Genomic DNA, 13,631 nt, shown 5'->3' on the forward strand with positions numbered 1-13,631 from the left:
GAACCCTCTCCTCCATTTCGCCCCGTACAGAGGCCTTGATTGATGACGGCGTCGTCCTCCCCCCTTCGCCCCTCCGCGCTTGCCCTGCTGGTCACGGCACTCGTCTACGGCGCGCTCTGCACGGCGGCGGTGGCCGCGGCCCCGACGTCCGTCCGCACGCCGCTTGCCTGGTTCGCCGGCTCGGGCGCGCTGCTGCTCGCCCTCGCCGCGTTCGCCGTGACCTGGTCCACCCGCACGGCGCGGATGCTGCGCACCCGGATCTCCACGCTCAGCGCCGAACTCGCCGCCCGTGACGCGGAACTCGCCCGCCGCACGGCCGATGCGGCCCGCGAGGCCGCCGCGCACACCCACGAGCGCAACCGGACGGCCGCGACGCACGCCGCCACGATCGCCCAGCTCACCAGCGCACACACCGCCGAGCTCGACCACCTCGCCACCGCCCAGCAGGCCACCCGCGAACAGCTGGGCCGGGAACTGCGCCGGGCCGAGTCCGGGCGGGCCGCCGCCATGGCCGCCGCGGCCAATGCCGCCGGCCGGATGCAGGCCCTGGCGACCGGCATGCTCGCCGACCTGCGGGACATGGAGCACCGGCACGCCGACGAGGACGTCCTCGGCGACCTCCTCCACCTCGACCACCGCACCGCCCAGGCGGGCCGGCTCGCCGACTCCATCGCCGTGCTCACGGGCGCCCGTTCGGGCCGCCGCTGGGCCAAACCGATCGTGATGGAGTCGATCCTGCGCGGCGCCATGGGCCGGATCGGCGGCTACCAGCGCGTGCGGCTGCACTGCACCAGTGACGCCGCGGTCGCCGGGCACGCAGCCGAGGGCGTGATGCACGCCCTCGCCGAACTCCTCGACAACGCGGCCAACTTCTCCCCGCCGAACGCCGAGGTCCACGTGTACGTGGAGGAGGTACCGGCGGGCGTCGTCATCACCGTCGAGGACAGCGGCCTGGTCATGAGCGAGCTGCAGCTGCGGCGCGCCGAGGCGGCCGTCTGCGGCGAGTCCCACGACCTGGCCGGGCTCTCCGGTACCCGCCTCGGCCTCGCGGTGGTCGGCCGACTGGCCCGCAAGCACGGTCTGACGGTCTCCTTCCGACCCTCGGCACGCGGCGGTACGGGGGCGCTGATGATGCTCCCGCACGAGCTGATCACCCGTACGCCGCACCCGGCCGCCAGCCCGGCCGCCACCCGCACCGCCATCCCGGCGGCCCGGGAGCCGCGGGTCGCCCTCGACTTCCCGGCCCGACCCACCCCCTCCGGGGCGGGCGCCCCGGCCGCGGCAGACGCCTCCCACCGGCCCGCCGCCGACGCAGCGGACACCGGCTCCCACACCCGCGCGGACGCAGGCCACGGATCGCCCGCCGACACCACCGGCCAGTCGCCCCAGTTCGGCGAGAGCGGCCTCCCCAAGCGGCGACGCGGCCGTACCCTCGCCGCCGCACACCCCGACGGACCCGACACCCCCGGCCCGGTCCGCACCTCCCCGCCCCCCTCGGACGCCTCCCGCTCGGCGGCCCGATTCAGCAGCTTCCGCCAGGCCGTGCGCGGTACTTCTGCGCAGCCCCCCGTACCCGGCGAGCCCGCTCCGTCCCAGAACCCCCCGCACCTGGAAGGCAATACGGAATGACCGGCACCACCACCGACGAGAAGCTCAGCTGGCTCCTGGAAGGCCTCCTCTCCCGCACCCCCGGAGCCCGGCACGCCCTGGTCCTGTCCCGGGACGGCCTCAAGCTGTGCCGCACGCCCGAGCTCTCCGTCGACCAGGCCGACCAGCTCGCGGCCATATCCGCCGGCATCCAGAGCCTCTCGCACGGAGCGTCCATCGAGTTCGGCGACGGGACCGGCGGTGTCCGGTCCGCGATGGCCGAGTTCTACGGTGGCATCCTCTTCATCGTCGAGGCGGGCGAAGGCGCGCACCTCGCGCTCGTCGCCGCCGAGGACGCGGACGCCGGCCTGGTGGGCCACAACATGTCCGAACTGGTCGAGCAGCTCGGCGAACACCTCGTAGCCGAGCCGCGGGGATGAGCCGGAGCAGGCCGGGGCGGGACGACTCCCCGGACCGCCTCTACACCCTCACCGGCGGACGCAGCCGGTCCGGCTCCGACGCCTTCGACCTGGTCACCCTGATCGTCGCCGAGTGCGACCCGGTGGCGGGCATGCAGTCAGAACACGCGGCGATCCTGCGGATGTGCCCGTACCCGACGGCCGTCGTGGAGATCGCCGCAGAACTGCGACTGCCCGTGTCCATCGTGCGGATCCTGCTCGCGGACCTGCTCGACACCGGCCGGATCAGCGCACGGCATCCGCGTACGGCGCACCGTCTTCCCGATCCCGACATCCTGGAGCAGGTGCTCGTTGGACTCCGCAATCTCTGACGCGTCCTCCGGACGGCGTCTCCCGGCCCTGCGCCGCACCGCAGACAACGGCCTGAAGATCGTCATCGTCGGCGGCTTCGGCGTCGGCAAGACCACCATGGTCCGCTCGGTCAGCGAAATACGCCCGCTGAACACCGAGGAAACGATGACGAGGGCCGGCGAAGCGGTCGACGACACCGACGGTGTCGCCGCGAAGACCGCCACCACCGTCGCCTTCGACTTCGGCCGGATCAGCCTCGACGCCCAGAACGTGCTCTACCTCTTCGGTGCCCCGGGCCAGGAACGGTTCTGGTTCCTGTGGGACCGGCTCTTCTCCGGCACCCTCGGCGCGGTCGTCCTCCTCGACACGCGCCGCCTCGCGGACTCCTGGTACGCCATCGACAGGCTCGAACACCACGGCACCCCCTTCGTCGTGGCCTGCAACGACTTCGGCGGGCCCGCCCACACCGCCGAGCAGGTGCGCGAGGCACTCGACCTCCCGGCCACCGTCCCCCTGGTCTTCTGCGACGCCCGGTCCCGCGAGTCCAGCAAGAACGTCCTGATCTCCCTCGTCCAGCACCTCCAGACGACCGTCCTGCCACAGACCCCGGAGTCCACCCCGTGACCACCCCCGAGCCTCAGCCCGTCTACCTGGGCGGTCCCCGGTTCCAGACCGACCCCGCCGAGCTGTACCGGGAGATGCGCCGCGACCACGGCGCCGTCGCCCCGGTCGTCCTCGACGGCGACGTACCGGCCTGGTTGGTCCTCGGCTACCGCGAGCTCCACCAGGTCACCAGCGACCCGGCACTCTTCTCGCGCGACTCCGACCTGTGGAACCAGTGGGACAACATCCCCGCCGACTGGCCGCTGCTGCCGATGATCGGCCGCAAACAGCCGTCCATCCTCTATACGGTCGGCGCACGGCACGGCGAGCGTGCCGCGATGATCTCCGAAGCGCTGGAGTCCGTCGATCCCTTCGAACTGAAGGGATACGCGGAACAGATCGCGGACGAACTGATCGACGCCCTCTGCGGCAAGGGCGCGTGCGACCTCATCGCGCAGTACGCGATGCTGCTGCCGCTGCGGGTCCTCGCCCGCATCTACGGCTTCGCGGACGCGCAGGGCCCCGGCCTCGTCTCAGCCATGAACGACATGATCAACGGGCGGGAGGGGGCCCTGGAGGGGCAGCGCCACCTCGGCGGGTCGATGTTCGCGCTGCTCGCCGCCAAGCAGGCCGCGCCCGGCCCGGACGTCGTCTCTCACATGCTCGCCAACCGGGCCGGATTCACCCTGGAAGAAGTCGCCCAGGACCTGATGGTCATGATGGCGGCCGGCCACCAGCCCACCGCCGACTGGATCGGGAACTCGCTGCGCCTCATGCTCACCGACGACCGGTTCGCGGCCTCCCTGGCAGGCGGCCGGCACAGTGTCGGCGAGGCCATGAACGAGGTGCTGTGGGAGGACACCCCCACCCAGAACGTCGCGGGCCGCTGGACCTCCCGCGACACCAAACTGGGCGGACGTCACATCGCCGCCGGCGACCTCGTGCTCCTCGGTCTCGCCGCGGCCAACTCCGATCCTCACGTGCGCGCCGACACCGGCGCCCTCACCGGAGGGAACAACGCCTTCTTCTCGTTCGGCCACGGCGAACACCGCTGTCCCTTCCCCGCCCAGGAGGTCGCCGAGGTCATCGCACGGACCGGCATCGAGGTGCTGCTCGATCGGCTGCCCGACGTGGACCTCGCCGTACCCGCCCACGCGCTGTCGCGCCGCCCCTCACCGTGGCTGCGCGGTCTCACCGAACTCCCTGTGACGTACACCCCGACCCCCGCCCTTGGAGCCACCCGATGACGTGCCCGATCGATCACACCAGCGCCGCCGCCATCACCCTGGACCCGTACGTCACCGACCTGGACGCCGAGAGCGCCGCGCTGCGCGAAGCCGGCCCGCTGGCCCGCGTCGTCCTGCCCGGCGGGGTCGCGTGCTACGCCGTCACCCACCACGCCGAGGCACGCCGGCTCCTCACCGACCCGCGGTTGGTCAAGGACATCAACGTGTGGGGTGCCTGGCAGCGCGGCGAAATACCCCTGGACTGGCCCCTGATCGGCCTGGCCAACCCGGGTCGTTCGATGCTGACGGTCGACGGCGACGAGCACCGCCGGCTGCGCACCCTGGTCGCCCAGGCGCTGACGGTGCGCCGGGTGGAGCGGCTGCGGGCCGGCATCGAGGCGCTGACCGCCGGCATGCTGGACCGGCTGGCCGAGGTGCCGGCCGGTGAAACGGTGGACCTGAAGGCGGAGTTCGCGTACCCGCTGCCGATGAATGTGATCAGCGGACTGATGGGCGTGGACGCCGAGGAGCTCCCGCGGCTGAAGGCCCTGTTCGAGAAGTTCTTCTCGACGCAGACGCCGCCCGAGGAGGTACCGCAGATGATGGCGGACCTCGGAGGCCTCTTCTCCCGCATCGTCGAGTCCAAGCGCGCCGAACCGGGCGACGACCTCACCAGCGCGCTCCTCGCGGCCTCGGAGGACGGCGACCAGCTCACGACGGAGGAGATCACCAATACCCTCCAGCTGATGGTGGCCGCCGGCCACGAGACGACGATCAGCCTGATCGTCAACGCCGTCGTGGCACTGGAGACCCACCCCGAGCAGCGCGCCCTCGTCCTCAAGGGCGAGGTGCCCTGGGAGAACGTCATCGAGGAGACGCTGCGCTGGTCCACCCCCACCTCGCACGTCCTGATCCGCTTCGCCTCCGAGGACATCGAGGTCGGCGACCGGGTCCTGCCGCAGGGCGAGGGCCTGATCGTGTCCTTCGGTGCCCTGGGCCGGGACGAGGCGCAGTACGGCCCCACGGCCGGCGAGTTCGACATCACCCGCACCCCCAACCGCCACATCGCTTTCGGTCACGGCCCCCACGTCTGCCCGGGCGCCGCGCTGTCCCGGCTGGAGGCCCTGGTCGCCCTCCCCGCGCTGTACGCCCGCTTCCCGAACCTGCATCTGGCCGTGGACCGGGCGGAGTTGCGCAACAAGCCGATCCTGACCCAGAACGACCTGTACGACCTGCCGGTGCGCCTGGCGTGACGCGGCCTGCGGCGCCCGGCGTGACCGGCCAGGCGCCCCGGCCGTGAATCCGTCCGCCCCCGGGGTGCCCCGGGGCGCCCCGGGCGGAACCTGACCCGGGGCGCGGGCGGGCCGTAAGACTCGGCGCCATGGACGACGACACGGACAACCACCCAGAGACCGAGGACCACGCGGTGGTCCTCGGTGCGGGCCTGGCGGGACTGCTGGCGGCACGGGTGCTCGCCCGGCGGTTCGCGCGCGTGACCGTGGTGGAGCGGGACGAACTCTCCGATGCCGGACCGGCTTTCCGGCCCGGCGTGCCGCAGTCCCGGCACGTGCACGTACTGTGGGCGCGGGGCCTGGAGCTGATGGAGGGGCTGCTGCCCGGGGTCACCCGGGAGCTGCTGGCGGCGGGCGCCGCCCTGATGGAGTCCCCGCGCGACTTCCTGTGGCTGAGCCCGGCCGACTGGTTCCATCCGGTTCCGGGGTCCCGGATCCTGGTGGGCAGCCGAGAGCTGATCGACTGGACGGTCCGCCGCGAGGTGCTCCGCGACGATCGCATCCGGGTCCGCTCCGGTTCCCTGGTGATCGGGCTCGTCCCCGGGCCGGACGGCCGCTCGGTCGTCGGGGTGCGGCTGCGCGAGGGCGGCCCGTTGCCGGCCCGCTTCGTGGTGGACGCGACCGGACGGACCTCCCGGACTCCCGCCTGGCTGTCCGCGCTCGGTCATGCGGCCCCGGCGACGACCCGCTACGACTCCCGTCTGGGCTACACCAGCCGCTACTACGAGATCCCGTCGGACCCGAGCCGTCGCTGGCAGGGGATGTACGTCCAGGGCCGCCCCGACAGCCCGCGCGGGGGAGTGCTCGTACCCCTCGACGACGGCCGGTGGTTGGCGACCCTGATCGGCAACGGCGAGCACGCGCCGCCGACCGGGGACGAGGAGTTCCTGGAGTTCGCCCGCAGCCTGCGCAGCCCTGCCCTGTACGACGCCCTGCGCGACGCCGAGCCGCTGTCCTCGGCAACGGGCTTCCGGAACACGGCGAACGAACGGCGCCACTACGAGCGCCTCGACCGCTGGCCGACCGGGTTCGTCGTCCTCGGCGACGCCGCCTGCCGGTTCAACCCCGTGTACGGGCACGGGATGACCGTGGCCGCGCTGGCGGCGGACGCCCTGGCCGCCGCCACCCGGGGCCTGGCCCCCCGGGAGATAGCCGTGGCCGCCCGCCGCATCCAGCGCCGTACGGCCGCCGCCGCCGACGTTGCCTGGCAGATCGCCACCAGCGAGGACATGCGCTACCCGGAGACGGAGGGGCCGCCGCCCGACCGGGCGACCAAGGCTCTCCAGCGCTACATGTCCCGCGTGATCGTGGGAGCCAACACGGACCCGGCGATCTCCCGCCCCTTCTTCGGGGTGCTGTCGCTGTCGGCCTCGCCGAACACCCTGCTCCACCCGGCGACGGTGATCCGTGTCCTGTCCAAATGGCGTCTGCCGACCGCACCGGTGGCGTCCGACTACCCAGCGCACCACCACGGACCGCCGGATTCCCGGGCCCTGCCGGAACGGTCTGCGCGCGCCCACGAAGACCGCCCGGACGGGAACCGGTGACCCGATGACCCGGGTCGCGGCTCTCCCGTCCGTGCGCCGGATGCGCCCGTCAGCTCACCGCCTGCTTCACGAGTGCACTGATCCGCGCCTCGACCTCGGCCGTCACCTCGGTCAGCGCGAAACCGGCCGCCCACATCGTGCCCTCGTCCAGCTTCGCCTGGTCGCTGAACCCGAGGGTCGCGTAGCGCGCCTTGAACTTCTCCGCGCTCTGGAAGAAGCAGACGACCTTGCCGTCCAGCGCGTAGGCGGGCATCCCGTACCAGAGCTTCGGCTCCAGGACCGGGGCGCTGGCGGTGACCACGGCATGGACGCGCTCGGCCATGATCCGGTCAGAGTCCTGCATCTCGGCGATCTTCGCGAGCACGTCCCGCTCCGCCTCAGCAGCCTTGTCCGCGCGCGATCTGCGGCGCGCTGCGGCCTTCAACTCCTGGGCGTGGTCCTTCATCGCGGCTCGCTCCTCGGCCGTGAAACCCTCGTGCGTGCCGCTGTTGCTGCTGCCCATCGCAGATTCCCCTTGAGACGGTGTGCGCGTGATCGTGAGGGGACCTTATCGCGGCCCACTGACACCGGGCTCGTCAACGACCGCCCCGTGCAACGGCCGAGAGATCGGGGCCACCACCAGCGTTGATCCGTAGGAATCGCCGTGGTGCTGTCATCGCGGGGGTTCACCGGCGAACCCGTCCGTCACAGCGCTAGCCGGCCGTGACGGCCCTCTCGTACACGCCGCGGACGCCGTCGCCGAACCGGCTGCTGTACGAGGTCACCTCGTCCCCGCCCCCGTCGAGACCGCCGACCACCCCGATCAGGGTGTGCGCGTCGGTCAGTACCGGACCACCGCTCGTGCCGTTGGGCACGTCCGCGCAGTCCAGCCGCAGCTGCGTGGGCCCCGCGGCGCGGGCGGTGTTGAAGCACTCGACCGGGTACTCGCTGTCGTTCGGGTAACCCACGACCCGTGCGGGGGCGGGCAGTTCGGGTCGGAAGCGGATCGTCACGGCCCCGGTGACCTCCTCCAGTCGCTGGCCGGGACGGTCGGGCCGACGCATCCGGAGGAAGGCCACGTCGTGGTCGGGGTCCTGGTCCTCGGTCCAGCGGGGGTCCACGTCGATCCGGGTGGGCACCCAGATCCCGTACGGGGCCCGGCCGTCCCGGTAGCCCGGAGCGAAGGCGAGGTTGGTGCGGAAGCCCAGGTTCCCGCGATACACGCAGTGGGCGGCGGTGACGATGAGGTCGCCGCCGGGGGAGTGGACCACGCCGGCCGAACAGTGGTGGTCGGGGTCCCCGTCGTCGCCGGGTGAGAAGAGCGCCCCGATCGCGGGATCCGCGGCGGCGGGCCGGGCCACCAGGGGCTCGGAGGGCCGCCAGCCGCCCGTCCGCCAGTCCACGCCGGCCGGCGGGCCGCCCGTACTGCCCGGCCCGGCCAACTCCGTATGGTTCGGGCCCGTGGGTTTCGGTTCCGGCGGGTTCGGGCCCGTGGGGTTGTGCCCCGTTGGTGTCGGGGCCGCCGTGGTCGGCCCCGCCGGGTCCTGCTGCGCGGGTACCTCCCGGGCCAGGCCGGCCAGCACGGCCGATGCCGTGCGGTCGGCCAGTTCGGGGTCCTGGTCGTAGCTCCCCCGCACGGGATCCCCGTCCGCGGAGTACATCGCGATGCCGCGCAGCTCCCCGAGGCACCCGGCGCCCCCGACCAGCACCGCGCAACACACGCCGACGAGCAGGCAGACCCGTACGGCCCTCCCCTGGACCCTGGTGAACACGTGACGCTCCCGCCTGACCGGACACTCGCTCGGCCCCCCGTTCGACGGACGGTGCGGCGACGAGAGTTCCGGAATCGGAATGTGTCCGTCCTCACAGCCGGATGGCAGTCATCCCCCGTCCTTCCGTACGTCACTCAACTCACCTACTCTCCACGCGAGTTGACAGACGATGCTGCGGTAGGACGAACAGGAGTCGAAAGTATGAGATTGCGGAACCGGATGGCGGCTGCGGTAACGGCGGGGCTCGCAACGCTGGCGCTCGTACTGGGTACGGCGCCCGCGGGAGCCGCCGCCGACCTCCCGTACGCGGGCTCGACCGGCGTCGGCGTGCACAACGCCTACGACAAGGCCAAGTACCCGTACTTCGCGGACGCGCTCGACTCGGGCGCCGCGATGCTGGAACTCGACGTGTGGACCAACTTCTTCGGCAGCTCCTGGCGGGTCTCCCACGACAACCCCTTCGGCAACGACAGCAACTGCGAGAACGCCACCAGCGCCGCCCAGCTGCGCACCAAGTCCCGCAACCAGAACCTCGCGGGATGCCTCACCGACATCCGCAGCTGGCACGACGCCCACCCCGGCCACCGCCCCGTCGTCCTCAAGCTGGAACTCAAGGACGGCTTCGCCGCCAACCTCGGGCGCGGCCCGGCCGAGCTCGACGCGCTCCTGGTCTCGAAGCTCGGTGACGCCGTCTACCGACCCGGACAGCTCGCCGCCGGTCACCCCGACCTGGACACCGCCGCCCGTGCCGGCGCCTGGCCGAGTCGCGCCGCGATGGCCGGGAAGTTCCTCGTGGAGCTGATCCCCGGCACGCTGGAGGAGGGCAACAGCTCCGACACGCTGTGGACCGACCAGGAGTACGCCACCCACCTGCGCTCCCTCGCCGCCGCGGGCCGGCTCGGTCAGGCCGCCGCCTTCCCCGCCGTGCACCGGGCCGAAGCCGGCGATCCGCGCGCCCGGTACGCCGACGCCTCGCTGCGCCCCTGGTTCGTGGTCTTCGACGGTGACGCGAGCGCGTACGCGGGCGGCTCCATCGACACCGCCTGGTACGACCGCAACCACTACCTGCTGATCGCCACCGACGCCCACAACGTGGCGCCCGCCATCGACGCGGTGCACCCGACCGAGACCCAGGCCCGGGACCGGGTCGCCCTGATGGCCGCACACCACGCGACCATCGCCTCGGCGGACTGGTACCCGCTGCCCTCGGTGCTCGCCACGGTCGTCCCGCGCGGCTAGTGCTGTGACCGGAAGGGTTCACCGGCCCGCAACGCCCGGCACGGTGCCTCCCCGCGTTGTCGGACCACGCAAGTACGCCGGCAGCGACGCAGCGGGCGAGCGTTCTTGTACTGGGAACGGCGGCGTCGGCGGTGACGACGGACCCGCGTATCCTTGTTGCGAACCATTCGCAACAAGGGTGAGGGTGTCGGGGTGGGGTCTGCGGTGGTGCTCGGCATCGAGTCGTCCTGCGACGAGACGGGCGCGGGCACGCCGCCGGGGAGTGCTTCGACAAGGTGGCCCGGGTGTTCGGCCTGCCGTACCCCGGCGGGCCGGCCATCGACCGGGCCGCGCGGGGCGGGAACCCGAGGGCCGTCCCCTTCCCCCGCCCGCTGACCGGCGGGCCGCGCGCGCAGGACCCGTACGCCCACTCCTTCTCCTTCTCGGGACTGAAGACGGCCGCGGCCCGCTGGGCCGAGGGCTACCGGCAGCGAGGGGAGCAGCCGCCGGTCGCCGACGGCGCGGCCTCGCTCCAGGAGGCGGTGGCCGACGTACTCACCCGCAAGGCGGTCGCGGCCTGTAGGGAGTACGACGTGAAGACGCTCGTGGTGGTCGGGGGCGTGGCGGCCAACTCGCGCGTCCGGGCGTTGGCGGAGCGGCGCTGCGCCTCGGCGGGGATCGAGTTGAGGGTGCCGCCGATGACGTTGTGCACCGACAACGGGGCGATGATCGCGGCGATCGGCGAGCTGCTGGTCCGCTCGGGCGCGCAGCCCGCCCCGTACGGGCTCACGGTGGACCCGTCGGCGCCGCTGGAGTACGCGGCGCTCCATCCGGTCGCCTGACGGTCAACCGGCGACGGCGGCGGGGACGGGCGGAGTCCGCATCGGCGCGTTGCCGGTGCCCGGTGGCGCCTTCGGGCGGGCGGGGACTTCCCCCGGACCCGGTGATCGACCTGGTCGTCCTTGACGCCGACGAGCCGGGTTACCGGGAGTTCAACGCACCCGTGCGCGCCGACGAGCGGGTCGAGTCGGTGATGCTCCCGGTTGCGGACGCTCTCGCGCTCGCGCGCAGCGCTGAGCCGGTCCCCCTCCCGGGGCCGATCCCGATGGCTGGGGACGGGGCGCGCGGGGGCTGGGGCATTCTGAGGTGACAACCGCACTGCGAGGAGCGCCAGTTGACCACCACCCAGCCGTCCGGCCGCCACATCGACTTCGAGCGCCTGCACAACTTCCGAGACCTGGGCGGCTACCGCTCCGCAGACGGCCGCACGGTCGCCTGGGGCGTGCTCTACCGCGCGGATTCCCTTGGCAAGCTCGCGGGCGCAGACTGGGAGCGCTTCCTCGGCCTTGGCATACGCACCGTCATCGACCTGCGCTACCCGTGGGAGATCGAGGCGAAGGGCCGGGTCCCGGAGGTCGAGCGGTTCACGTACGCCAACCTGAGCATCGAACACCGGCCGTACGACCAGGCCGCGATCGACCCCGCCGTCGACCCCTGGCGGTATCTGGCCGACCGGTTCGCCGAGGTGGCCGAGGACGGTGTCGAGGAGATCCGCCGGGCCGTCGAGCTGATCGCCGCCGGCCCGGGCCCGACGGTGTTCCACTGCACCTCCGGCAAGGACCGCACCGGCCTGATCGCCGCGTTCGTCCTGACGCTCCTCGACGTGCCCGAGGAGGAGATCCTGGCCGATTTCGCGCTCACCGAGCGGGCCACCGCCCGCCTCACGGCCGACTGGCACGCGGCCAACCCGGGTCGCACCATGCGCTGGCCCGCGTACGGCCGTGCCCCGGCGACGATCCTCTCCCTCTTCCTCGCCGACCTGACCACGCGCTACGGCTCCGTGGCGAACTATCTCGCCACCCGGGTCGGCATCACGTCCGCTACGGCGGCCGGACTGCGGGAGCGCCTGTTGCGCTGATCATGGCCGGAACGTGACGCACGCCAACGGGGCGGGCGGCCTTGCCAGTTGAGGCGACTATCCCAACAATGCGCATGACAACCGGAGGATCTTCGGTTGCATCGTCATCAGAGGGGAACCCCCACATGAACAAGCCTCTCGTCGGCGCCCTGCTCTCGCTGCTCCTGATAGGAGCGGCGGCAGCCCCGGCCGTGGCCTCGGCACCCCAGGACAAGGCCGCGGCGGCCGTCACCGTGAACTTCGCCGGGACGGTCGCGCTCAGCAACTGTTCCGGCTCCGTCGTCCGGACGCCCAACTCCCAGCCGAACGACCCCGCACTCGTCCTCTCCAACGGCCACTGCCTGGAGACGGGTTTCCCGGCACCCGGTGAGGTCGTCAAGGATCAGCCGTCCAGCCGCTCGTTCACGCTGCTCAACGGGGCGGGTTCGAGGGTCGGGACGCTGCGGGCCAGCAAGATCGCGTACGCGACGATGACCGACACGGACATCTCGATCTACCAGCTCACCAAGACGTACGCACAGATCCAGAGCCAGTACGGCATCGGCGCGCTCACCCTCAACGACGCCCACCCGGTACAGGGCTCGGCCATCAAGGTCGTGTCCGGTTACTGGAAGCGGACCTACAGCTGCAACGTGGACGGGTTCGCGTACCGCCTCAAGGAGGGCGAGTGGACCTGGAAGGACTCGGTCCGCTACACCTCGTCCTGCAACACCATCGGCGGCACCTCGGGCTCCCCGGTGATCGACACGACGACCGGCAAGGTCGTCGCCGTCAACAACACGGGCAACGAGGACGGTGAGCGCTGCACCGACAACAACCCGTGCGAGGTGGACGAGAGCGGCAACGTCACCGTCCGTCAGGGCATCAACTACGCCCAGGAGACGTACATCATCGTCCCGTGCATCGGCGCGGGCAACAAGATCGACCTGAACCGCGCGGGCTGCGTCCTGCCGAAGCCGTAACGCCGGCCGGCCGGCCGCGTCGTCGTACCGCCCGCCCGCCGTGGTCCTCGCGCGGTGGGCGGGTGCGGCGGGTGCGGCGGGTCGGTGGGCGCGGTCCGTGTCCCGATGTGCCAGCGTGGACCTCGATGGAATCGGCCCACAGCGTGTTCACGCCCCTGCTGCACAACGAGATCCAATACCTGGAGAAGGCGCTGCGGACCGTCGCGGTCTACGTGCTGATCCTCGTACTGCTCCGGATCACCGGCAAGCGCCAACTGGCGCAGCTCAACACCTTCGACCTGGTGGTCATGCTGCTGCTGGCCAACGTCATGCAGAACGCCATCATCGGCCCGGACAACTCGGTCGTCGGAGCAGCCTTCGGGGCCGCCGTACTGCTGGCGGTCAACACCGTCGTGGTCCGTGCGGCGGCCCGCTACGAATGGCTGGGCCGCCTGCTGGAAGGCACCCCCACCACCCTGGCCCGCGACGGCCACTGGCTCACTGCGGTCATCGAGCGCTACGGCCTGCGCCGCGCCGACCTCGACGCGGCGGTCCGCCACCAGGGCGGCGACGACGTCACGGAAACCACGGAGGTCGTCCTCGAACCGGGCGGAGCCCTGGTGGTGCAACTGGCGGAACCGGAACAATCGGCGGACAAATCAGACATCACTGCTCTGAAGGCGTCCATCGCCACCCTGGAACGCAAGATCGACAGCCTGGCATCCGGCAAGGGCTGACCCCGCGCCGCCGGGCGACCGCCCCGACCGGGGGCCGGGCC

14 protein-coding genes and 1 pseudogene are annotated in these 13,631 nt (G+C 72.1%); 13 read left to right on the plus strand and 2 right to left on the minus strand.

The genetic code is table 11. The features are described from left to right. Nucleotides 1-42: 42 nt before the first annotated feature. The 7 genes from ABZZ20_RS07270 (at nucleotide 43) to ABZZ20_RS07300 (ending at nucleotide 7,025) form a co-directional block, all read left to right on the plus strand. A complete protein-coding gene (locus ABZZ20_RS07270) occupies nucleotides 43-1,629 on the plus strand; it encodes an ATP-binding protein (protein WP_356867686.1) in 1,587 nt (528 codons plus the stop codon). Next, nucleotides 1,626-2,027, plus strand: a complete 402-nt coding sequence (locus ABZZ20_RS07275; protein ID WP_356867688.1) for a roadblock/LC7 domain-containing protein — start codon at nucleotides 1,626-1,628, stop codon at nucleotides 2,025-2,027. The genes ABZZ20_RS07270 and ABZZ20_RS07275 overlap by 4 nt, the downstream gene beginning before the upstream one ends. Next, the gene (locus ABZZ20_RS07280) at nucleotides 2,024-2,377 is read left to right on the plus strand and encodes a DUF742 domain-containing protein (RefSeq protein ID WP_356867690.1); all 354 of its coding nucleotides are present in this window, start codon (nucleotides 2,024-2,026) and stop codon (nucleotides 2,375-2,377) included. The genes ABZZ20_RS07275 and ABZZ20_RS07280 overlap by 4 nt, the downstream gene beginning before the upstream one ends. Further along, complete coding sequence (locus ABZZ20_RS07285) at nucleotides 2,358-2,981, plus strand: ATP/GTP-binding protein (RefSeq protein ID WP_356867692.1); 624 nt, start codon at nucleotides 2,358-2,360, stop codon at nucleotides 2,979-2,981. The genes ABZZ20_RS07280 and ABZZ20_RS07285 overlap by 20 nt, the downstream gene beginning before the upstream one ends. Further along, complete coding sequence (locus ABZZ20_RS07290) at nucleotides 2,978-4,207, plus strand: cytochrome P450 (protein WP_356867694.1); 1,230 nt, start codon at nucleotides 2,978-2,980, stop codon at nucleotides 4,205-4,207. The genes ABZZ20_RS07285 and ABZZ20_RS07290 overlap by 4 nt, the downstream gene beginning before the upstream one ends. Further along, nucleotides 4,204-5,439 carry a cytochrome P450 gene (locus ABZZ20_RS07295; RefSeq protein ID WP_356867696.1) on the plus strand — a complete coding sequence of 412 codons (1,236 nt, stop codon included), beginning with the start codon at nucleotides 4,204-4,206 and terminating at the stop codon, nucleotides 5,437-5,439. The genes ABZZ20_RS07290 and ABZZ20_RS07295 overlap by 4 nt, the downstream gene beginning before the upstream one ends. Nucleotides 5,440-5,567: 128 nt before the next feature. Beyond that, nucleotides 5,568-7,025, plus strand: a complete 1,458-nt coding sequence (locus ABZZ20_RS07300) for an NAD(P)-binding protein (RefSeq protein ID WP_356867698.1) — start codon at nucleotides 5,568-5,570, stop codon at nucleotides 7,023-7,025. A gap of 49 nt (nucleotides 7,026-7,074) precedes the next feature. Here the strand turns inward: ABZZ20_RS07300 and ABZZ20_RS07305 are convergent, their stop codons facing one another. Beyond that, nucleotides 7,075-7,527, minus strand: a complete 453-nt coding sequence (locus ABZZ20_RS07305; protein ID WP_356867700.1) for a DUF1801 domain-containing protein — start codon at nucleotides 7,525-7,527, stop codon at nucleotides 7,075-7,077. Between the two features lie 190 nt (nucleotides 7,528-7,717). Continuing rightward, a complete protein-coding gene (locus ABZZ20_RS07310; protein ID WP_356867702.1) occupies nucleotides 7,718-8,776 on the minus strand; it encodes a trypsin-like peptidase domain-containing protein in 1,059 nt (352 codons plus the stop codon). A 201-nt stretch (nucleotides 8,777-8,977) separates the two neighbouring features. Here ABZZ20_RS07310 and ABZZ20_RS07315 point away from each other — a divergent pair, with 201 nt between their 5' ends. The 6 genes and pseudogenes from ABZZ20_RS07315 (at nucleotide 8,978) to ABZZ20_RS07340 (ending at nucleotide 13,590) form a co-directional block, all read left to right on the plus strand. Beyond that, complete coding sequence (locus tag ABZZ20_RS07315; RefSeq protein ID WP_356867704.1) at nucleotides 8,978-10,015, plus strand: phosphatidylinositol-specific phospholipase C domain-containing protein; 1,038 nt, start codon at nucleotides 8,978-8,980, stop codon at nucleotides 10,013-10,015. Between the two features lie 251 nt (nucleotides 10,016-10,266). Continuing rightward, nucleotides 10,267-10,836 (plus strand): annotated as a pseudogene (locus ABZZ20_RS07320) (tRNA (adenosine(37)-N6)-threonylcarbamoyltransferase complex transferase subunit TsaD); the annotation flags it as partial. Between the two features lie 101 nt (nucleotides 10,837-10,937). Beyond that, nucleotides 10,938-11,144: a hypothetical protein gene (locus ABZZ20_RS07325; RefSeq protein WP_356867706.1), complete on the plus strand. Its 207-nt coding sequence runs from the start codon at nucleotides 10,938-10,940 to the stop codon at nucleotides 11,142-11,144. A gap of 24 nt (nucleotides 11,145-11,168) precedes the next feature. Next, nucleotides 11,169-11,912: a tyrosine-protein phosphatase gene (locus tag ABZZ20_RS07330; protein WP_356867708.1), complete on the plus strand. Its 744-nt coding sequence runs from the start codon at nucleotides 11,169-11,171 to the stop codon at nucleotides 11,910-11,912. A 125-nt stretch (nucleotides 11,913-12,037) separates the two neighbouring features. Further along, nucleotides 12,038-12,874, plus strand: a complete 837-nt coding sequence (locus tag ABZZ20_RS07335; protein ID WP_356867710.1) for a serine protease — start codon at nucleotides 12,038-12,040, stop codon at nucleotides 12,872-12,874. A gap of 125 nt (nucleotides 12,875-12,999) precedes the next feature. Then, on the plus strand, nucleotides 13,000-13,590 hold the full coding sequence (locus tag ABZZ20_RS07340) for a YetF domain-containing protein (protein ID WP_356867712.1): 591 nt from the start codon (nucleotides 13,000-13,002) through the stop codon (nucleotides 13,588-13,590). Nucleotides 13,591-13,631: the final 41 nt, after the last annotated feature.

This window comes from Streptomyces sp. NPDC006430, from assembly GCF_040612395.1.
Classification (GTDB): Bacteria; Actinomycetota; Actinomycetes; order Streptomycetales; family Streptomycetaceae; genus Streptomyces.